The sequence below is a fragment of the Bradyrhizobium sp. USDA 4473 genome (assembly GCF_054063335.1).
Genome location: NZ_JBSSGE010000001.1, coordinates 4658260 through 4677872, shown reverse-complemented (window position 1 = coordinate 4677872; position 19613 = coordinate 4658260). Strand labels below are relative to the sequence as shown.

Annotated in this window: 18 protein-coding genes; 6 read left to right on the top strand and 12 right to left on the bottom strand. The window is 65.5% G+C overall.

What is annotated here, in order from left to right:
- Positions 1-64: 64 nt before the first annotated feature.
- Both ACVW17_RS21670 and ACVW17_RS21665 read left to right on the top strand, forming a co-directional pair.
- Positions 65-607, top strand: a complete 543-nt coding sequence (locus ACVW17_RS21670; protein WP_456797865.1) for a SixA phosphatase family protein — start codon at positions 65-67, stop codon at positions 605-607.
- Between the two features lie 145 nt (positions 608-752).
- Entirely contained in the window at positions 753-1178 is a 426-nt protein-coding gene (locus tag ACVW17_RS21665) for a universal stress protein (protein WP_163159795.1), read from the top strand.
- Positions 1179-1280: 102 nt separating this feature from the next.
- Here ACVW17_RS21665 and ACVW17_RS21660 read toward each other — a convergent pair whose 3' ends face one another.
- The 8 genes from ACVW17_RS21660 to ACVW17_RS21625 all read right to left on the bottom strand — a co-directional run bounded on the left by ACVW17_RS21660 (position 1281) and on the right by ACVW17_RS21625 (position 8926).
- Positions 1281-1790, bottom strand: a complete 510-nt coding sequence (locus tag ACVW17_RS21660) for a hypothetical protein (RefSeq protein ID WP_456797864.1) — start codon at positions 1788-1790, stop codon at positions 1281-1283.
- Between the two features lie 17 nt (positions 1791-1807).
- Complete coding sequence (locus ACVW17_RS21655) at positions 1808-2128, bottom strand: hypothetical protein (protein ID WP_456753807.1); 321 nt, start codon at positions 2126-2128, stop codon at positions 1808-1810.
- A 72-nt stretch (positions 2129-2200) separates the two neighbouring features.
- A complete protein-coding gene (gene hspD / locus ACVW17_RS21650; protein ID WP_456797863.1) occupies positions 2201-2656 on the bottom strand; it encodes a small heat shock protein HspD in 456 nt (151 codons plus the stop codon).
- 467 nt (positions 2657-3123) lie between these two features.
- A complete protein-coding gene (locus ACVW17_RS21645) occupies positions 3124-3609 on the bottom strand; it encodes an Hsp20/alpha crystallin family protein (RefSeq protein ID WP_456798989.1) in 486 nt (161 codons plus the stop codon).
- A 212-nt stretch (positions 3610-3821) separates the two neighbouring features.
- Positions 3822-4145, bottom strand: coding sequence for a hypothetical protein (locus tag ACVW17_RS21640; RefSeq protein ID WP_456797862.1), 324 nt, complete (start codon positions 4143-4145; stop codon positions 3822-3824).
- Between the two features lie 445 nt (positions 4146-4590).
- The gene (locus tag ACVW17_RS21635) at positions 4591-5982 is read right to left on the bottom strand and encodes a serine hydrolase domain-containing protein (protein WP_456797861.1); all 1392 of its coding nucleotides are present in this window, start codon (positions 5980-5982) and stop codon (positions 4591-4593) included.
- A gap of 21 nt (positions 5983-6003) precedes the next feature.
- Entirely contained in the window at positions 6004-8547 is a 2544-nt protein-coding gene (locus ACVW17_RS21630; RefSeq protein ID WP_456797860.1) for an EAL domain-containing protein, read from the bottom strand.
- Between the two features lie 208 nt (positions 8548-8755).
- Positions 8756-8926, bottom strand: coding sequence for a DUF1127 domain-containing protein (locus ACVW17_RS21625; protein ID WP_456753802.1), 171 nt, complete (start codon positions 8924-8926; stop codon positions 8756-8758).
- A 247-nt stretch (positions 8927-9173) separates the two neighbouring features.
- Here ACVW17_RS21625 and ACVW17_RS21620 point away from each other — a divergent pair, with 247 nt between their 5' ends.
- Complete coding sequence (locus ACVW17_RS21620) at positions 9174-10517, top strand: aminotransferase-like domain-containing protein (protein WP_456753801.1); 1344 nt, start codon at positions 9174-9176, stop codon at positions 10515-10517.
- A gap of 46 nt (positions 10518-10563) precedes the next feature.
- Here ACVW17_RS21620 and ACVW17_RS21615 read toward each other — a convergent pair whose 3' ends face one another.
- Together ACVW17_RS21615 and ACVW17_RS21610 are read right to left on the bottom strand one after the other, a co-directional pair.
- Complete coding sequence (locus tag ACVW17_RS21615) at positions 10564-10920, bottom strand: hypothetical protein (protein ID WP_456797859.1); 357 nt, start codon at positions 10918-10920, stop codon at positions 10564-10566.
- Between the two features lie 88 nt (positions 10921-11008).
- Positions 11009-11623 (bottom strand): hypothetical protein, encoded by a 615-nt coding sequence (locus ACVW17_RS21610; RefSeq protein WP_456756492.1) that lies wholly within the window; start codon positions 11621-11623, stop codon positions 11009-11011.
- 83 nt (positions 11624-11706) lie between these two features.
- Here ACVW17_RS21610 and ACVW17_RS21605 point away from each other — a divergent pair, with 83 nt between their 5' ends.
- Positions 11707-12141, top strand: coding sequence for a hypothetical protein (locus tag ACVW17_RS21605; protein ID WP_456753799.1), 435 nt, complete (start codon positions 11707-11709; stop codon positions 12139-12141).
- Between the two features lie 26 nt (positions 12142-12167).
- Here ACVW17_RS21605 and ACVW17_RS21600 read toward each other — a convergent pair whose 3' ends face one another.
- Together ACVW17_RS21600 and ACVW17_RS21595 are read right to left on the bottom strand one after the other, a co-directional pair.
- A complete protein-coding gene (locus ACVW17_RS21600; protein ID WP_456797858.1) occupies positions 12168-14174 on the bottom strand; it encodes a S9 family peptidase in 2007 nt (668 codons plus the stop codon).
- Positions 14175-14252: 78 nt separating this feature from the next.
- Positions 14253-15671: an MFS transporter gene (locus ACVW17_RS21595; RefSeq protein WP_456753797.1), complete on the bottom strand. Its 1419-nt coding sequence runs from the start codon at positions 15669-15671 to the stop codon at positions 14253-14255.
- Between the two features lie 592 nt (positions 15672-16263).
- On the opposite strand from ACVW17_RS21595, the gene ACVW17_RS21590 reads away from it, so the two are divergent.
- Together ACVW17_RS21590 and ACVW17_RS21585 are read left to right on the top strand one after the other, a co-directional pair.
- Entirely contained in the window at positions 16264-17340 is a 1077-nt protein-coding gene (locus tag ACVW17_RS21590; RefSeq protein ID WP_456753796.1) for a lysylphosphatidylglycerol synthase transmembrane domain-containing protein, read from the top strand.
- Positions 17341-17445: 105 nt separating this feature from the next.
- Positions 17446-19407 (top strand): hypothetical protein, encoded by a 1962-nt coding sequence (locus ACVW17_RS21585; RefSeq protein ID WP_456753795.1) that lies wholly within the window; start codon positions 17446-17448, stop codon positions 19405-19407.
- The last annotated feature ends 206 nt before the right edge of the window (positions 19408-19613 follow it).

The following is a 19613-nucleotide window of genomic DNA, read 5'->3' as shown; positions in this document are numbered from 1 at the left end:
CACCTTGTCCAGGGCATGAGCCTGTAGAATTAATTCGACCAGACCGAATCGAGAATGGAAGTTCATGCGCCGTTTGCTGCTGCTGCGTCACGCCAAGACCGAAACCGACGCGCCGTCAGGGCAGGACCAGGACCGTCGCCTCGACGAGCGCGGCCACCGCGATGCGGCGGAGATCGGCGGCTGGATCGCCCGCCATCCGCCCCTGCCCAACCTGGCACTGGTATCGCCGGCGGTCCGCACCACGCAGACCTGGGAGATCGTGCGCGACGCACTGGAGGGTGCGGGACCTGCGCCGAAAGTCGAATTCGTGCCGGACCTCTACGGCGCCGATCCGGCGCAACTGCTGACCGCGATCCGGATGGCGTCCGTTACCGATCCGAAGCGGCTGCTGCTGATCGGCCATAATCCCGGCATGCATGAGCTCGCCTTGACGCTGACCGGCAACGGCGAGGAGGCCGCCAAGCGCGCACTCGCCGACAATCTGCCCACCTCGGGGCTTGCCGTGTTCGAGTTCGCGACCGACGACTGGAATGAGGTCTCGTTCCGGCGCGGCAAGCTCGTGCTGTTCGTCAGTCCGAAACTGTTGAAGCTGGCCTCACGCAACTGACGCGAGCGGACAGCGCGGTTCCGTCATGCTATATTGAATTCCGCGCGACAGGGGGACCGGTTCGCGTCGATGCAACGAAGAAGAAGGCGCGCGTCCCGGCACAGGGACTAAACGGCTCCAGACCAATCGCGGACAGGAGGCGCAGATGTACAAGTCCATTCTCGTGCCGATCGACCTCGCCGATACCGATCTGGCGAAGCCGGCGATCGCAACCGCTGCAACGTTGTCGCAAACATGGAACGGCGCGGTGCGCCTGCTCAACGTGCTGCCGATGACACCGGTGATGCTCGCCGAATACGTCCCGGCGGATTTCGACAGCCAGCAGCGTGAAACGTCGGAAGAAGCGCTTGCCATCGTCGCGCGCGAATCCGGCATCGCGCCCGGGCGCATCTCCGGCGTGGTCCGCCAGGGCGGCATCTATCACGAGATCCTCGAAGAGGCCGCAAACATGAAGGCCGATCTGATCGTGATGACATCGCACCGGCCGGCGATGCGCACCTACTTCCTCGGCTCGAATGCCGGGCACGTGGTGCGCTATGCCAAATGCTCGGTGCTGGTTGTGCGGCACTAACGGGGGTGGGCCATGGGGCCGCCGCTGACGGCTCGGCCCAAATATCGAGGAACAACCCCATGCAAAGGAGCCGGCGGCTCACATTCTGCCCCTCGGAGCTTCTTAGGCGTCCATGGAAAGACCGTCCGGACCATCGCGCCCCTGGTGACGGCCAGATTTCTTGCCGTGATCGGCGGCGGGCTCGGGTTCCGGCTCCACACGGTGCAAGGCGTCAAGGATATCGTCGAAGCTGACGGCATTATCCTGAACGGACTGGCTTGGTCCCGGGACCCCGCAAGCGTTTGCGGCCCAGGATGACAGGATTGCCCGCTTCTCGTACCGTGTCAGATCGCAGTCGTCGACGACGTCCATGGGATGAGCGAACGCGCCGGCCGGGTTCAGCAGCGCGGCCATTTCAAGCGTTGTCGTTCGTCCCTCGATCCTCGGCAGCAGCGCGGAGAGGCGCTCGGGGAACGTCTCTCGCAGAAGTTCCGCCGCGGAAGCCTGCTCTTCGCTCAATCGGCGCTCGACATAGGAGCGCTCAAGATCCGAGAGACGCGTTGCCAGCAGCCTGCGATAGCGGTCGATATTCCTTTGATGCGCGCGCAGCCGTTGCAGGTTCGCTTCGAGCATGGTCCGACCTCCCCGCCTCAGGCAGCGATGGCACGTTCGGTAGAGCGCAATCTGCAGGGCTTGCCTCCGGGAGAATTCCGGGGACCGCCATCGAGCTCGCACAGCGCTTCGAGGATCTCGTCGATCGAAACCGGCTTCTTCAGTCCGGCAGGCGAGCGCATCGAGGGGCAAGATGCGATTGCGGAGGCATCCGACGCCCAGGACGCCAGAATTGCCCTCTTCTCGCCGGTTGTCAGGACGGGGTGATTCACCACGTCCTTCGGGTGCTCGAAGACCGTGCCGGGATGAAGCAGCGCGTTGAAGTCGAAAACATTGTCGTCGGCGGTCGTCGGCCGCATGGTATCCTCCTTTTCATTGACGACGAGCGGCAGCCGCGCGGCGCGTCGCGCGGCCGCCAATCTGAGCCCTGACTAGGCTGCCTTGGCTTCCAGCTTCTGGACGTTGTCGGCCGGCACGCCGTTGATCGCGATCCGGCGCGGCTTCATGGCTTCCGGGATCTCCCGGACCAGCTCGATCTTGAGCAGGCCGTTGTCGAACGCGGCGCTCTTGACCTGAACATAGTCCGCCAGATTGAACTGGCGCTTGAAGTTGCGGGTCGAGATGCCGCGATACAGGAAGTCCCGCTCGGCCTTGTCGGACTTGCTGCCTTCGATCGTGACCACGTTCTGCTCGGCCGTGATCGTGATATCGCTTGGCGCAAACCCGGCAACCGCCAGCGAAATCTGATAGCGGTCCTCCGCCAGCCGTTCGATATTGTAGGGGGGATAATTGTCCTCGCCGGCCCGTTGGGCCATTTCCGCGAGGTCAAACAGGCGGTCGAAGCCGACGGTCGAGCGCCACAAGGGAGAGAAGTCGTAAGTGCGCATAGCCAAATCCTCCTAAGAGCAAGATGGATACGAGCGGCACCGGACACGACCGGTGCCCGTCTCACTGCCCGGGCCCATGCGGCGCCCGGACGCCACCATTCGGTGGCGACTAAAAAATTAGCAAAGTCGCTTTTGGTTTCAAGAGGGACGCAGAAAATTTTCTGAAGACCGTTGGCGCTGGCCCGGCGCCTCCGGCTTTCGTTAACAAACGCCGAAAAACTTTCCGCTGGGCTCGGTTGCACCGGTGATGATTGCGGCCCGTGCACCGCCCATGGCGATGCCCCTTCACCATGAACGCAAGCAGCAATGCGGGCGGCGTCTTCGGCGCCGCCCGCATTGATTTGGCTTGGAGCACGATCCGGAAAAGTGTCGAACGGTTCTCCCTTGCGACAAACGCGGAACGCGTTTGCGCGAAGATCAGCTCGAGGCAAAAGCGCGAAGACGATTCAACGCAATCTCGTCGCGCTTTAATGGGCGTTGATTGCGACGCGCTTGACGCCTTCTCGCGGCTTGTCGGATTTCGGCAAGGAGATCGTCAGGACGCCGTTCTTGAACGACGCCTCCGCCTTGTCCTCGTGCACGCCCTCAAGCGGGATCTGGCGCTCGAAAGAGCCATAATAGCGCTCGGTGAAGTACTTCCCCTCGCCGTTGCGTTCGGCCTTCCTCTCGCCGCGGATGGTCAGGACGCCATTGGCAATTTCGACCTGGACGTCCTTCTCGGTCATGCCGGGCAGCTCCGCCGAGATGGTCAGGTTCTTGTCGCCATCGTTCAGCTCGAGCCTTGGCCAGCCGAAGCGGCCCTCCATGAGCGGGCTGGTGCCGCCGAAGCCGCGAAACACATCGTCAAACAGACGATTCATCTCCCGATGCAACGTCATGAACGGATCGTAGGTATCGCGCACGGGCGCAAGCTCCTGGTTCTTTGTCCAGGGAATGAGATCACGAATAGCCATGTTTCTTCTCCTGTCGGTACGGGTTTGTTCTCCTGTTGATACGGGGCGGTGCGGGCGCCCTGCGCCCACACCCGGCGTCCCGATGCTGTGACTGCGGTCAGATCTGCGGTTCTTTCAAGGGCCTCCTTTGATTTTTTTAAGCTGGAAGCGGCCGCCCGCCCTGCGATGCGGGCGGCCTCGATGCAGGCTGGGACATTCCGGCCTCGTCGACTTCAGCTGACGTGGGGCAGGTCCCGCTCGTCATCCCAGGGAAGGCGGAACATGCCCGGGTGGGTGCTGTCCGGCAGCAGCAGGGTGTCGACCTTGAACAGCGGCGCGTTCGGCTTCCAATCCATCCAGCGCATCGAATCGAGATAGCGGACGGGTGGGAGCGGCAGTGCATGGCCGGCTCGATCGGACGTCACTTTGGGCGTGCTGTCCATGGCGATGGCGCCGGTCGGCGACAACATCGCCAATGCGAAGGCGCCGGCAATAAATCTCCGGCTACGGCTGAAGGTCTCCCGGGCAGCGGAGACGGGTTTTCGATTCCTGGTCATCTCATCCTCCTGTCGGTACGAAGCTGATCCATCCGATCGTCAGAAAGCTGAGGACGAACATGAGCCAATGCAGTACAGCCGTCCCGCTTTTGCGCGATCGAGTTTGCATGCGTCTGCTCATCTTGGGTCTCCTGGTGTGTCTCTCCTTTCTCCTTCAAACGTGAGCCGGCCATCGTTGCGGATGGCCTGATCAGCAGTGCCTCGCCGGCGCCGCTGTCGCGGGCTTCGACTTCCTCGGCCTCGGCGACCAGCGTCCAGAACCGGCTCGGCGGCAACCGACTTGGGAATCGAAAAAATGCCCTTCAAGGGCCTGCCCAAATTTTTTTTGCGACTGACAGCGCCGGAACCTAATCTCGGCGGTCAGGCTCGATGAAATGCTGACCGAAGGCGCGATGGTCGCTATGCGCCGAAAAGCGGACACAGCGAGCCGACTGCTGCATGCAGATCACTGAGGCAGCACCACCCCGGCGATTTGCATGACACCGAGCTGGTCGAACAACTCAATCTGTTCACCGTTCAGCACTGGAATGTAGCAGCGACGTCTGGCACCCGGGTTGAGGATACAGAGCTTGTCCTCCGCGACCGTCCATGTCCCGGCCGCAGGTTCGAGGGCCTCGTCTCGGTGCGTATAGGTCATCCGGCCGTCGGGATCGAATCGCATTGTGCGCGGACCATCCCTGAGCTTGGGACCGAAGCTGATCGTCCTGCCCCGGAGTTTTGCGGCCAAGGTCTCCCCTGTCGGTCGTTCGCCGATCGCTGCGGTGAGCGAGGCATCGGGCCCGGGATCATAACCCTCGGCCTTCAGGATCAGCCAGAAGAGCCTGCCAAAACTACGCATGGAAGGTTCGGTGTAGGGCGTGTCGCGGTCGACACGATGCACCACGACGAGGTCGAGCGCGGGCACGACCAAGGCGTATTGGCCACCTTGACCTTCGGCCCAAAAGCTGCCCTCGGGCAAAGTCACCGTAGGCGCAACGGCACCACCCAGAAAGCCGGTCCACCAGAGATAGCCATAGCCCGGCCCGAACGCCGCTCTCGAATAGCCACGCGTGCTCTCTTCCACCCACTCCCGCGGCACGATCTGGTGTCCGGCCCAACTGCCGTTGTGCAGATAGAGAAGTGCAAAACGCGCCAAGTCCCGTGCGCTCATGCGGATCTCATAGGCGGGGTGGATAGACGCTTCGCCGCGGACGTAGCTGCCATCCTGTTGCCGGTAGTCCTGCATGCCGATTGGCTTTGCGATCTTTTGGTCGAGCGCCTCGAAGATGCCGCTTCCGGTTGCGTGCTCGTAGATCGTGCCGAGCGCGTTGAAGTCCCAATTGTTGTAGTACCAGAAGGTGCCGGGCGGGTGGCTGCCGCGCGGCGGTCGCATCTTGGCCATGTCCGGCGTCTCGTAGAGCGCTGCGTGGTAGACCCCGGAACGCGCTTCGAGGAGTTCGCGCACCGTCGCGCCCTTCTCGCTCCCGCTCAGGCCGGGCGGATTATCGTCGATGCCGAGTTCGCCAAGCGTGCTGTCGAGATTGATCAGGTGATCCGACACAGCGATGCCGATCAGGGCGCTGAGCAGGCTCTTGCGGACTGAAGCGACTTCCATCGGCTTCGTCGTATTGCCCCACTCCGCCACCACCTTTCCGTGCTGAACGATCACAACCGCGCTCGAGCGAAGTTGATCCGAAAAGGATCGCGCCTGGGCCAATGCGGTCTCCGACCAGCCCAACTCTGCAGGGGTGACATGCTCCCACTCCGCGGCTGGGAAGCCGTCTTCAGCTGTGGCAGGCCCGAACCGAACCAAACCGCCGAGCAGCACGACGGCGAAAACAATCTGGCGAATATACATTGGATCCCACCCGTTGTTCGCCTAGCCGCGATTCTGTTTCGGCTCGGTCCGGCGCGCCTCGCGCTCGATCGAGGCGGCGACCAGCGGCGCCTGGTCGGCTGCGATCGGCGGCGAGAACACGAAGCCCTGCACCAGGTCGCAATTGAGGGTGCCGAGCACATCCACTTCGGCCGGCAATTCGGCGCCCTCCGCCACCACGGTCATGCCGAGCCCGTGCGACAGCGCGATGATGCCGCCGAGCAGCTTGCGCTTCTCCGGCGCGCTGGAAATGCCGTCCACGAAGGCGCGGTCGACCTTCAGGCAGTCGAACGGCAGCCGTGTCAGATAGCCGAGCGAGGAATAGCCCGAGCCGAAATCGTCCAGCGCCAGCCGGGCGCCGAGGTCGGAGAGCGCCGTCAGCGTGCGGCTGATCCGCTGCTCGGTGTGATCGACGAACAGGCTTTCGGTCAGCTCCAGGCAGAGCAGCTTCGCCGGAAAGCCGGTCTCTGCCAGCACGGCCGCGACCGCCGCCTCGAAATCCACGTTCCAGATCTGCGCCGGCGAGACGTTGACCGAGACGGAGCGTGGCGGCAGCCCGGCATCGAGCCAGGCGCGGCCCTGCCGGCAGGCCTCGCGCAGCACCCACAGGCCGAGATCGACGATCAGCCCGGAGCTTTCGGCGATCGGGATGAACTCCGCCGGCGAGATCGGGCCGCGCTCGGGATGGCTCCAGCGCAGCAGCGCCTCGAAGCCGGTGACGCGGCCGGTCTTCAGGTCCAGCTGCGGCTGGTAATGCGCCTCGAGCGCGCCGGCCTCGACGGCGTGGCGCAGATGCCGGCCGAGATCGAGCCGCTCATCGACCGCCTGGGCGTAGACCGGCTCGAACAATTGCGCCCGGCCGCGCCCGGCCTCCTTCGCCATGTAGAGCGCGAGATCCGCATTACGCATGGCGGTTTCCGCTGTCGCGCCATGCTCCGGCAGGCGCGCGATGCCGATGGTGGCGCCGACCGAGGCCTCGCCCTCGATGAGTTCGACCGGGCCGGAGAGCTTGCCGATGAGCCGATCGGCAAGCCCGGTCAGCGCGGTGTCGGACGCGCCGTATCCGTCGGCCAGCACGGCGAATTCGTCGCCGCCGAGCCGGGCGATGAAGGCGCGCGGCCCCAATTCCTGCCGCAACGCGGCCGCCACCCGGATCAGCAATTCGTCGCCGGCGGCATGGCCGAGGGAATCATTGACCTCCTTGAAGCGATCGAGGTCGATCAGCAGCAGCGCGCCGCCGCGGCTGCCCGGCGCGCAGCCCTCGATCAGGCTGGCGAGCTGGCGCTTGAACAGCGCGCGATTGGCAAGACCGGTCAGGGGATCGCTGTAGGCGAGCTGCTCGAGCTGGCGCTCGGCCTCCTTGCGCTCGGTGACGTCCTGCACGGTGCCGATGATGCCGATCACCTTGTCGTGGGCGACCTCCGCCTTGCAGATCACGGCCAGATCGCGCGCCGTGCCGTCTGCGTGCAGCACACGCAGGTCGGTGGCCTCGGTCCTGCGGCTGCGCAGCACCCGCTTCTGCACCTCGCGGAAGCGCTCGGCGTCGCCGTCCAGGAAATAGGGCTTCATGCTCGCATCGGTCGGCTCGAACGTGCCGGGCGCAAAGCCGAGCAGCTGGTAGAGCTCGGGCGCCCAGACCGTGCGGCCGGTGTCCAGCCGGTAGCTCCAGGTGCCGATCTTGCCGAGGCGGTGGGCTTCCTCCAGCGCCCGCGTGCGCTGGTCGAGCAGCGCCTTGGCCGCGCGGAGCTGGGTGATGTCGCTCGACGTGCCGCGATAACCGCGGAAGCTGCCATCATCGGCGTAGATCGGCTTGCCGCTGGTGCAGATGCTGACGCGCGAGCCGTCCTGGCCGATCAGCGTATAGGTGAAGTCGCGAAAAGGGCGACGGGCCTCCATGTCGGCGCGGTGCTGCGCCATGGCCTCCGCGTCCTCCGGCGCATAGGCCAGTTCCCAGCGCGCCTTGCGGCCGGCGGCCACCGTCTGGAAGGCGGCATTGCCGGCGAGCGATTTGGGATAAGGCAGCAGGCGATGCTCGGCATCGCTTTCCCAGCACCAATCCGAGGCGGTCGAGACAAAATCGGCCAGCCGCTGCTCGCTCTCCGCCAGGCGCCGCAGCGCGGAGGTCTCCTCGGTGACGTCGCGAACAATGCCGGACACGCGCCGGACCTGACCACGCGCGTCGAAGTCCGGCTCGCCATGCACCACGCAGTCGAGCAGGCTGCCGTCGGAGCCGCGCAGCCGCGTCTGCACGGCATAGGGCCGCCCCTCCGCCCAGCAGGCCGCGTAATGCGACTCCAGAACCTTGCGGCTTTCAGGCAGATAGCGCTCGCGCACCTCAGCGATGGAGACGAAGCCGTCGACCGTCTCGAATTGGTAGAAGGCAGCTAGCTCCGGCGATATCCAGAATTCGGTCGCGGTGGCGCTCTGCGATTCCCAGTAGCCCATGCGGGCGAGCCTGATCGCACAGCGCAGCGACCGCTCCTCGTGCCAGCGGCGACGCGCTTCCCGGGTCGGGGCCTGCCCTTGCGACAATTTGCGAGCGGCCATCGGTCCCCAACTACCACGCTAGCGTACGCGGCGAATACGCTAGCATAGCGCGTCACAACCTTGCAGCGACGCAGATCACAAACCGGGGCTCTTCCGCTTCTTTGGTGTAGTTTCGGTGAATGCTGCAAACCGGCGCCGAGCTCGTTGTTTGAGCACGAAAAACCGCTGCGTCGTTTTCCGGATCACGCGCCAGCGCAGCAGCAGCAGCCTAACGCACCCGCACCAGTTCCAGATCGAGATCGCCGGTGACGGCGGTCTCGATCTGACAGCGCGAGATTCCGATGTCGCGCAGCGTCCGGTCGTCGAGCTGGCGCAGCGTCTTGATCGCCTCGCGGCGCATCCAATGGCCCGCCAGCGCATCGCCCGTCAGTCGGAGCAATCGGAGCAATCCGCCGCGCATGCTGGACCGCGCGGGCGTAGGGGCGGTTGAGGTTACCGTCGTCATCGTCTATCTCCTTCTATGCCCAGACGGCAAAGCTGTGCCGTTGACGCAAATGCCATTTCGCAGCCGCGCCGTCATCACCTCGGGTTGCTTTCGCGCTCCTCGGTACAATCATGGGCTTGTTTCCCCTTAAATGATCCGGTACATTGCTCGGAGCAAGCGAAACATTGTTCTCGGTGCAATAATGTCCCGGTTCGAATATCTGAAGCTGGCGGATGCGGTGGCCGCCGAGATCGCCAGCGGCGCGCTAAAGGCCGGCGACCGCCTGCCGCCGCAGCGTCATTTCGCCTATGACCGCAACATCGCGGTCTCGACCGCGAGCCGGGTCTACACCGAGCTGTTGCGGCGCGGGCTGGTGGTCGGCGAGGTCGGCCGCGGCACCTTCGTGTCCGGTGAAGCGCGCCGCGGCAATGTGGCCCCGCCCGAGCCGCGCGGCGCCCGCATCGACCTCGAATTCAACTATCCCCTGCTGCCGCACCAGGCGACGATGATCGCCAAGAGCCTGGAAGGGCTCGAGCGGCCCGAGGTGCTCGAAGGCGCGCTGCGGCCGGCCACCAGTTTCGGCACCCGGGCGGCGCGGACGATCTCCGCCGAATTCCTCGCACGCAAGAGCTGGTCGCCGAATCCGGATCAGATCGTGTTCACCGCCAATGGCCGGCAATGCATCGCCGCCGCGCTCGCCGCTGTTGTGCCATCAGGCGGACGCTGCGGCGTCGAGGCGCTGACCTATCCCTTCGTGAAGGGCATCGCCGCGCGGCTCGGTGTCTCGCTGGTGCCGCTTGCGATGGACGAGCACGGCGTCCGCCCGGACGCGGTGCAGAAGGCGCATCGCGAGGCGCATCTGTCCGCGATCTATGTCCAGCCCACGATCCAGAACCCGCTCAGCATCACGATGCCGGCCGAGCGTCGCGCCGAGCTGTTGCGCGTGGTGGAGAAGCTCGGCCTCGTCATCATCGAGGATGGCGTCTACGGCTTCCTCGATGACGAGGTGCCGCTGGCGTCGCTGGCGCCGGACAGCTGCATCGTGCTCGACAGCCTGTCGAAGAAGGTCGCGCCGGGCCTCGCGCTCGGCTTCATCGTCTCGCCGCCGCGGCTGCGCGAGAGCGTCATGGCCGCGGTGCGCTCGGGCGGCTGGACCGCGTCGGGCTACGCCTTCGCGGCGGGGCAGCGGCTGATGGCCGACGGCACCGCCGCCGAATTGTCACGGCTGAAGCGGATCGACGCCGGCCGCCGCCAGCAGATCGCGGCGAAGCATCTGGCCGATTTCGAGATCCAGACCAACCCGAAATCCTATCACCTCTGGCTGACCTTGCCGCCGCACTGGCGCTCGCAGACCCTGGTCGCGGCGGCAGCGCGCCGCGACATCGCGCTGACGCCGTCGACCACCTTCGCCGCCACGCCGGGCCATGCGCCCAATGCGGTGCGGCTCGCGCTTGCCGCGCCGCCGATGGAGCAGCTCGATCTCGGCCTGCGCACGCTTGCCGGCATGCTGAGCGCGACCGAAGAGGATTTCGATTCGACGGAGTGACATCGCATCTGCACTCCGAGTTGGCCTTCGGAACGCAGCACCAACATCAATAACCGCAGGCGGCGTACGTCTTTCGAGCGAGACGAAAATGCGCGCCCTCGGCAACGAAGTCGACATCGAGGCACTGGTCGCCTCTGCGATACTCTCCGATCACGCCGCACTGCAGATATTCGAGGTTGATCCGCCAGCGCTTCTCCTGCGGCGAGTAGGTCGCGAAGTCGTGCTGCGCGACAGGCGCCCCCTTGCAAATCCCGGCAACGTATTGCCGCACATCGACGGGCAGATTGTCGATGTGATGGTGATCAAGCGGATCATGCTTGTTGCCCACGCTGCCCTTGGAGAGAGCCGGATGCATGCTCAAGAGGATGAGGCATAGAGCCAGAATGGGGGTCCGGATTGTCATCTGACACTCCAGCTGAAAGCAAATCAGGCGCTAATATTACAGCGTGTTGCTTACAGCCCGCTTACAGTCGGTCGCGCGAAGCGCTGCTTCATTGCGCTTGATTGCGGGTGACCTTCGGCAGCAGCGCATCGGGCAACCGATCGAAACTGTAGCGCCGCGGATGGTTGCGGGTGACGAAGCCGCCGACCTGCCAGGTGAACAGCGCGGCAAAGCCGACCAGGAACAGCGCACCCATCCAGTTCGCGGTCCATAGCGCCATCAGCAGCAAGCCGAGCATTGCCACCGCAAGGCAGGCCAGCAGCGCCAGCGCGGCGGTGTATGTCTTCGGCCCGAGCCCTCCGACCAGCCGGGCCGTGCTGCCGGCCGCCTGCATCCTACGATGCAGCGCGACGATGAAGTCGCGATAGAGATGGCCCTGCGGCGCCACCAGCGTCGCGGTCTGCCAGGTGGTCGAGAGGATCGCGATTCGACCGCCTTTGGCGTTGTCGATGTCGGCGCGAAACCGTTGCTGCTGCATCGAGACCGGGCGATAGGACAGCTTCACGGCGGAGATGTCGGCGTAGTCCCAGACGCCGGACCGGCCGGCGATCCGCCACGCCAGCCCGTCCTCGGTCAGTTCGAACTGGTGCGCCGAGCCGATCAACGAGGCCTTGTACGCATAGCGCACCGCTGTGCCCTCGCCTGCCTCCGACCGGTCCTGCAACGTTGTTGGCAATCCGCCGTTCCACCTGATCGAGCGTATCCGCGCGCTTGCGCGGAAGGTCGGGCTTATCCTACAAGCGGGCCATGCCCGAGACGACCTATTTTCCACGCTACCTCATCCTCGGCGGCGCTATGATATCCGGCGTGCTGCTGGCGCTTGCCGTGCATATGCTCGGCGCGCGCTACGGGCTCGATCTCGGCGGCCTGTGGCGCTCCGATACCCGCGAATTCATGCCGGCCGGCGCGGCGATCGCCTGGTGGCTGATCGCATCCGTCGGGTTTTCCGGCGGCTACTTCACCGCCAATCTGATGCACAGCGCGGTCGCCGGCCAGATCCCGCAGCGGATGCGACAGTTCCTGATCGTCGTCGGCGTGCTGATGCTGGCGGGCGCCGGCCAGGCCGCCTCGGCGCCGAGCACGGTCTCGACCATTTCCGCCGTGGTCGCCGGCCTCGCCGCGCTGTGCCTCGGCGCCGTGATGGCGTTCTGCGGCGCCTATTTCGCCCTGCGCAAGGACTAGGACGCTTTCGAGCGGCGCGATCCGTCTCAGCCGCGCAGCCCGGGCACCAGTTCGGCTCCGGTCTCGACCTTGAGCGACGAACCCGCGAAGTCATTGCCAATCGGCTGGCAACGACCGCCAAGGTGCTTGGCGAGGAATGCTTCGGTGACACCATAAAAGGCGAGCCGATTTTCCGGCCGCACGAAGCCGTGCCCCTCGTCGGCGAATGTGACGTAGGTCACCGGCACGCCACGCTGCTTGAGCGCATTGACCATCTGCTCGGACTCGGCAGCCACGACCCTCACGTCGCGCATGCCCTGGGCGATCAGGATCGGCTTGGTGGCGCGATCGATGTGGGTCAGCGGCGAACGTTCGACCAGGAACGCGCGGCCGGCCTCGGTGTCGGGATCGCCGAGCCGGTTTTTCCAGACGCTGATCCACGGGCCCCAGTAGGGCGGGATCGTCGCCATGAATGTGACCAGATTGGAGATGCCGAACAGATCCACGATGCAGGCGAAGACGTCGGGCGTCTTGGTCGCGGCCACCAGCGCCGAATAGCCGCCATAGCTGCCGCCGAAGAAGCCGACGCGCTTCGGATCGGCGATGCCTTGCGCGATCGCCCAATCGACCGCGTCGATCAAATCGTCATGCATCTTGCCGCCCCATTCGTGGTCGGCCGTGGTGACGAAGGCTTTGCCGAAGCCGGTCGAACCGCGATAGTTGACGGCAAGCACCGCATAGCCGCGGCTGGCGAGCCATTGATGGACCGGGCTGAAGCCCCAGCTGTCGCGGTAGTAAGGACCGCCATGGATCACCAGCACCAGCGGCACGCGGCCGGCTTCGGCCTCGACCGGCCGGGTCAGGTAGCAGTTGAGGCGCAGGCCATCGCGCGCGGGGATCACCACCGGTTCCAGCTTGCGTAACGCCAGGCCGTCGAGTGCGCGGCGCTGGGTGAACAGCTTGTGCACCTCGCGCGTCTTGCGGTCGAGCAGCGCGTATTCGCCGCTCTCGGTATCGCGCTCGTAGTAGATGCTGCCGAGCCGCAGATCGTCGCTGTTGCTGACGAAGCTGATGTCGCCGGCGCCGTGCCGAGTCAGATCGGCGAGATTCTGGCTGACGCCCGGATCGATGGCGTGCCAGCGGACCCGGTCGGTGACCGCCAATGCCGCGATCGGCCGGCGGTGCTCGTCGAAGATCGCGCGCACGATGTCGGCGTCTTCGTCGGCGGCGAGCAGCGTGGTCTGGCGCGTCGCCATGTCGAGCGCGAAGAACGCCGCCTTGTCGCGGCCCCGCGAGTCGATCAGGTACATCGTGTTGCCGTCCTCGCTGAAATCGAGGATGTGCGTCGTGTCGGTATCGGCAATCGGCACCGTCGCGAACGGCGCCCAGCTGCCGTCCGGACGACGCTCGAACACTTCGGCAGAGCCATCGGCGGCCAGCCGCGTGGCGATGCGCAACTGGAATGCGCTGTCGGTAACCAGGCCGGCATAGTCCGGATTCTCGTAAACGAGCACGCTTGCGCCGGTCACGATGTTGACGCGGTACAGATCGAAATATCGCTTGTCGCGCTGGTTGTGCTGCAGCAGCATCTCGTCGGGAAACTTGCGATCGGATTCCTGCACGAACGACTTGACGCCGGCCTCCGGCGTCAGCGGCACGATCTTGCCGTCCGTGACGTCGACGCTGGCGGCGCGCCAGTTCTCGTCACCGTCGCGCTCGCGAAAGAACACCAGATGGCGGTTGGTATGGGCCCAGCGATACACGTTCGAGATGTTGCGGTCGGTGACGCGGGTGACCGGCCGCGCCGCCTTGAGGTCGGACAGCGGCGCGATCCAGAGATTGTTCACGCCGTCGAGCGGCGCAACCCAGGCGAGCTGCGTCCCGTCGGGGCTAAGGCGGACGTTGATGTAATCGGGATTGTCGAAGAATACCCGGCGCGCGATCAGACCGGGTGCTCCTGCGCGCGCCGAACCGGTCAGGTTGGCAAATGGCAGCGAGGCGCCGAGCATGGCGGCGCGGCGCAGCAACAGACGACGGTCGATTGGCGCAGACATCTGATCGGCCCCCTCGGCGACAGCCCTCGACGGTGCAAGGTTAAATGCCGCGCCGCGACCGCGCAACGACGGCCTGGCTCATTGCCGCGCTTGTGATGATGCGCCGATCCAGATCAGCGCGGCGGCGGCAAGCAACACGCCGGTGGAGATCACGAGTGCCACATGCAGGCCGGCGATGAAGGCCGCGGACCGGCCGACCAGGGAGCCGAACAACGCGACGCCGAGCACGCTGCCGGTCTGCCGGGTCGCATTCAGCACCCCGGCCGCGATGCCGGCGTGCCGCGGCTCAGCACTGCCGAGCAATGTCGATGTCAGGGGCGGCACCAGCAGGCCGAGGCCGCCGCTGATCGCGACGAGTTGCAGACAGATCGCGGGATAGCTCGTGCCGGGGCTGATGAACAGCAGTGCCAGACAACCGGCGGCGGAGACCGCGGCGCCAAGCGCGATCGCCGCCGGCGCGCCGATCCGCTCCGCGAGATGCGGCGCGATCAGGTTGGCGGGCAGCACCGCGCCGAGCATCGGCACGAACGCCAGACCGGTCGCAAACGCCGACAGCCCGTTGATCTGCTGGAAGTAGAGGCTGAGCACGAAGATCAGTCCGTAGAACGCCACATTCACCAGAAGACCGACCAGCGAGGTCAGCGCGAACATCCGACGGCTGAACAGCGAGAGCGGCAGCATCGGCTGCGGCGCGCGCGCCTCTTGCCAGATGAACAGCACGGAGAAGATCGCGGCGAGAACGAAGCCTGCGACCACGAACGGGCTGTCCCAGCCGAGCGCGCCGCCTTCGATGAGCGCGCCGGCCAAAGTGCCGAGCGCGGCAATCGCGGCGAGCTGCCCCGGCAGATCGAGCCGGTGCTGCTGATGGCGGGTGGTTTCGTCGGCAAAACGCCAGGCGAGCCAGAGGCCGGCCAAGCCGATCGGCAGATTGACCAGGAAGATCGCACGCCAACCGACCAGCGTAATCAGTCCGCCGCCGACAAACGGGCCCGCGGTCAGCGCAAGGCTCGCGCCGGCAGCCCAGACGCCGACCGCGCGTCCGCGCGCCTTGTCGTCCGCATAGGCGTGGCGCAGCAGCGCCAGCGAGTTCGGCACCAGGATGGCCGCGGCCAGCCCCTGCACGCAGCGCGCGGCAATCAGTGTCACCGCATCTGGCGCGACCGCGCACGCAACCGATGCCGCGGTGAAGATCGCAAAGCCCGCCATGAAGACGCGCTTGGCGCCGATCCGGTCACCGAGCGCACCCGCGGTCAGGATGAAGGCGGCAAAGGCGATTGTGTAGGCGCTGACCACCCATTGCAGTTCGGCAACCCCGCCGCCGAGCGAGGCGCCGATGGCATTGAGCGCAGTGTTGACGATGGTGACGTCAAGCTGCACGACGCCGTAACCGAGGCTCATCGCGGCGAGCGTCAATGTCGCCGCAAGCCCGGTCCTTTGTGGATCGGACGCCGCGCGCTCGTCCGGCGTGCGCCGGAGGTTCAGGAATGTCTGTTGCATGCTCTTGTCCTCGCTCTGGGCGACCAATGCGAGAGATAGACCTTCGTTTCTATGAAACACTTCGCCAATGATCGAAGTGTGTCATGGTCGACGCTGGCTGGGCCGTCGCCACCTTGCGCGGCGTTTTGCCTCAATAGACCTACGGACCGGCTCCGGCGCGCCGCGTCCCGGCCCGCACTCCACAGCCGGATCATGCGTGGACGCGGATCGACTTCACACTTTGGTAAACGCCAGCGCGGGCGCTGACGTCCCATGCCGATGCATATCGTCCATTCGCTGTGCGCCAGCTGCCCGCGACAGTGCCGAGACGACCACAAAATCGGCAAAAATACCGATGAAATCGCTGGGAACGATGGAACATGCAGTCGTTCCGTCATAGCGGACCCCACGTCTGCGACTCACATTCCGCAGAGCGAGAACATATGTAGCCAGTATGACAATGGCGCTGGACGAGGGTCGAAGCTTGGCTTGTCAAGGGCTGCACAACGCATCGGTTTTGCCTTATGGGTCATCGCGTACGGTGCGTTTGCCCGTCACCCGTCGCCGTCCGTGACCGGGTCCCACTGAAATTGCCGCCCCGCCGGGAGGATGAATGCTTCGGCTGCTGACCACGCTTGGGCGTGGTTTCAAGGAAAAGATCGGCTGGAAACGGCTCGGGATCGCCGCGAGTGTATTGATCATCGCGCTGGCGATCATGTCGCTCGTCCACACCCTGAAAGGCGTCGACACCGGTGTCATCCTCACCGCGCTGACCGACATCGCGCCGCACCGGATCGCGCTGGCGGCGCTCTGCGTGGTCGGAGCGTTCTGCACGCTGACCTTCTATGACTTCTTCGCGTTGCGCACGATCGGCAAGACCCACGTCCCCTACCGCATCGCAGCGCTGTCGAGCTTCACCAGCTACACGATCGGTCACAATATCGGCGCCACCGTCTTTACCGGCGGCGCGATCCGCTTCCGGATCTATTCCGATTACGGCCTCTCCGCGATCGACGTCGCCAAGATCTGCTTTCTGTCCGGCCTGACCTTCTGGCTCGGCAATCTGTTCGTGCTCGGCTTCGGCATGGCCTGGCACCCCGCGGCGGCATCGGCGATGGACCTGCTGCCGCCGGCGATGAACCGGCTGATCGCGCTCGGCTGCCTTGCCGGCATCGGCGCCTATTTCGTCTGGCTCTTGACCGGCGAGAAGCGCCGCGAGCTCGGCCAGAACGGCTGGAAGGTGGTGCTGCCGTCAGCCAAGCTGACGCTGCTGCAGATCATGATCGGCGTGGTCGATCTCGGCTTCTGTGCGCTTGCGATGTACCTGTTGATGCCGACCGAGCCGCATATCGACTTCGTCTCGCTGGCGGTCGTGTTCATCCTGGCGACGCTGCTCGGCTTCGCCAGTCACGCCCCCGGCTCGATCGGCGTGTTCGATGCGGCGATGCTGGTGGCGCTGCCGGAGTTCAGCAAGGAACAATTGCTGGCGACGCTGGTCGTGTTCCGCATCCTCTATTTCCTGATCCCGTTCGGGATCTCGATCTCGATCATGGGCATGCGCGAGCTCTGGCTCAACGTGGTGCAGCCCTGGCAGGAACGAAAGCGATTAAGCCAGGCCTGCACGGCCTCGGCGACCGTGCGGCAACCGATCGAAAGCCGGCAGCAGCGGATCAGGCAGCTGAAACGGTAACAGGCAACGTCGTCGGCCCGCATCCCGCTCACTCGATCCCGGATTTTCGATCCCCCCGCAGCCGCTTCTCTTATTTTCGCCGTACCGCTCGCGTCAAACCGCGCCATGATTGGCTTTTTGGTTCGATTTTCGTTTCGTGTGACGGTCTGCAGCGTGCTGCTCGGCAGCGCGCTGGCGGGGATACTCGCCTCGGCCGCCGAGGCGCAGGACGACAGCCAGCTGCAGATCTCCTGGGAGGTCCGCAACCGCTTCCGCCTGTTCCGCGAGGAACGCGACTTCCGCCTGCATGTCGAAAGCGGGCTCGGCCGCAGCGTGCTGGCCTCGGAACAGGCGCTGGAACTGCAGAGCGACGGCCGCGGCTGGGCGCGCAACACGGTCAACCGGCTCTGCATCGACCTGCAGGGCCGCGTCAACGAGCCCTGCACCCGCGACAACGTCAAGGAAAGCTATCTGACGCCGATCGATCACCCGATCACCGTGCGGCTCACCGGCCCGGTTCCGGTCGGCGCCACCTGCGCCTGGTCGTTCGACGACGGCGACGGACCGCAATCCCAGACCTTCGACTGCGCCGAGCCGGTCAATCTGCGGGTCCGCTACGGCCGCACCACGGTCGCGACCGTCGACGTCGCGAGCGGCGCCGAAGCCAACCAGCGCGTCACGACCCAGATCGCGGTGCGTGACTTGCTGATCGCCGGCCTTGGCGACAGCATCGCATCCGGCGAAGGCAATCCCGACCGCGCCATTGCGCTCTCCGACGAAGGGTTCTGCTTCCGCTCCTATCTCGGCGGCGCGCAATATTACCGGCCGAGCCGCGCCGGCTACAAAGGCGGCCGTGCCTGCGAGGCGCCGGATACCCTGACCAACTGGCAGCGCCAGAGCGCGCTGTGGCTCAACTCGGCCTGCCACCGCTCGCTCTACAGCTATCAGACCCGCACCGCGCTTGCGCTCGCCGTGCAATATCCGCACATCGCGGTGACCTATCTGCCGCTGGCCTGCACCGGCGCCAGCATCGCCGACGGCCTGCTCGGCTCGCAGCAGGCGCGCGAATGCCTCCCGACCAAGACCGCCAACACCTGCTCGGGCACCGTCAACGGCCAGATCGCCGAGCTGCGCACCGCGCTCGCCGCCGCCAAGCGCCGCCAGCCGGACCGCACGCTCGACCTCGTGCTGCTGTCGATCGGCGCCAACGACATCTACTTCTCCGGCCTCGTCGCCAACGTGATCGTCGACACCCCGACCGAACGCACGCTGTTCAGCCAGGGCGGGTCGCTCGCCAGCGTCGATGATGCCCGCTCGGCACTGGCGCGCGACCTGCCGGCCGGCTTTGCCAAGCTGCGCGAGGCGCTGAAGCCGCTGGTCGGCGGCGACCTCTCGCACGTGATCTATACCGCCTATGCCAACCCGGCGCTGGCCAATGGCGGCACGCCGTGCCCTGGCGGCCGCGCCGGCTTCGAGATTCATCCCGCCTTCAACGCCGACCCGCGGCGGCTCGCCGAGGTCTCGGGCTTCGTGCAGAACGAGTTCCTGCCGCAGATCAAGGCGCTCGCGCAGTGCCAGTCCGGCATCATCTGCCGCAATCCGCGCGCCGACCGCATGACCTTCGTCGATGCGCATCAGGATGCATTCGCAAGCCACGGCTTCTGCGCGCGCGCCTCGAGCGATCCGGAGTTCGACCGCGACTGCTTCGCCGCCAATGGCGACAGCTTCGAATCCGATATCGTCGCCGCCGCCAACCAGCCGCTGAAATGCGGCCGCAGCGCCGGCGAATACCGCGCCTATCTGCCGCGTGCGCGCTGGATCCGCGACGCCAATGACAGCTACTTCGCCGCGATGACCTACCCGCAGGGCCTGCCGTCCTCGATGCAGCCAACCGACATCCACGATGCGACATGGGGCATCCTGTCGGCGGTGTATGGTGGCGCGGTGCACCCGACTGCCGAAGGCCATGCGGCGATGGCCGATGCCGCGGTGCCGGCCGCCGCCAACGTTCTGCAGTTGAACACCGCGGTGCCAGAGGTGATTTCCGAGCCGGTCGCCCCGCTGCCGACTCCGCCGCAGCAGCGCTGAAGCGGTGATCCGCCGGCCAAATTTCATTCAATCGCAATTACTTAATTACCGTCCATTTGCAGACCAAAGAGGTGAGCGCGGCTGATTCAACTGCAGCGTGCGTTCTGCCGTTGCAACTCTGGATACGCACGGTCCCCCACCCCATGCTTTTCATTCGCCGGGCTCCCGATGGTCGTCCGGCGCTGGCGTTGAGCGTTCCACACCTA

Excerpts from the sequence above, each read along its gene's own strand:
- ACVW17_RS21655 (WP_456753807.1), bottom strand. The coding sequence starts at position 2,128 with ATGCGGCCGACGACCGCCGACGACAATGTTTTCGACTTCAACGCGCTG.
- ACVW17_RS21615 (WP_456797859.1), bottom strand. The coding sequence starts at position 10,920 with ATGACAATCCGGACCCCCATTCTGGCTCTATGCCTCATCCTCTTGAGC.
- ACVW17_RS21600 (WP_456797858.1), bottom strand. The coding sequence starts at position 14,174 with ATGTCTGCGCCAATCGACCGTCGTCTGTTGCTGCGCCGCGCCGCCATG.
- ACVW17_RS21590 (WP_456753796.1), top strand. The coding sequence starts at position 16,264 with ATGCTTCGGCTGCTGACCACGCTTGGGCGTGGTTTCAAGGAAAAGATC.
- ACVW17_RS21645 (WP_456798989.1), bottom strand. The coding sequence starts at position 3,609 with ATGGCTATTCGTGATCTCATTCCCTGGACAAAGAACCAGGAGCTTGCG.
- ACVW17_RS21620 (WP_456753801.1), top strand. The coding sequence starts at position 9,174 with ATGTCCCGGTTCGAATATCTGAAGCTGGCGGATGCGGTGGCCGCCGAG.
- hspD (WP_456797863.1), bottom strand. The coding sequence starts at position 2,656 with ATGCGCACTTACGACTTCTCTCCCTTGTGGCGCTCGACCGTCGGCTTC.
- ACVW17_RS21640 (WP_456797862.1), bottom strand. The coding sequence starts at position 4,145 with ATGACCAGGAATCGAAAACCCGTCTCCGCTGCCCGGGAGACCTTCAGC.
- ACVW17_RS21660 (WP_456797864.1), bottom strand. The coding sequence starts at position 1,790 with ATGCTCGAAGCGAACCTGCAACGGCTGCGCGCGCATCAAAGGAATATC.
- ACVW17_RS21595 (WP_456753797.1), bottom strand. The coding sequence starts at position 15,671 with ATGCAACAGACATTCCTGAACCTCCGGCGCACGCCGGACGAGCGCGCG.
- ACVW17_RS21585 (WP_456753795.1), top strand. The coding sequence starts at position 17,446 with ATGATTGGCTTTTTGGTTCGATTTTCGTTTCGTGTGACGGTCTGCAGC.
- ACVW17_RS21635 (WP_456797861.1), bottom strand. The coding sequence starts at position 5,982 with ATGTATATTCGCCAGATTGTTTTCGCCGTCGTGCTGCTCGGCGGTTTG.
- ACVW17_RS21630 (WP_456797860.1), bottom strand. The coding sequence starts at position 8,547 with ATGGCCGCTCGCAAATTGTCGCAAGGGCAGGCCCCGACCCGGGAAGCG.
- ACVW17_RS21605 (WP_456753799.1), top strand. The coding sequence starts at position 11,707 with ATGCCCGAGACGACCTATTTTCCACGCTACCTCATCCTCGGCGGCGCT.
- ACVW17_RS21665 (WP_163159795.1), top strand. The coding sequence starts at position 753 with ATGTACAAGTCCATTCTCGTGCCGATCGACCTCGCCGATACCGATCTG.
- ACVW17_RS21670 (WP_456797865.1), top strand. The coding sequence starts at position 65 with ATGCGCCGTTTGCTGCTGCTGCGTCACGCCAAGACCGAAACCGACGCG.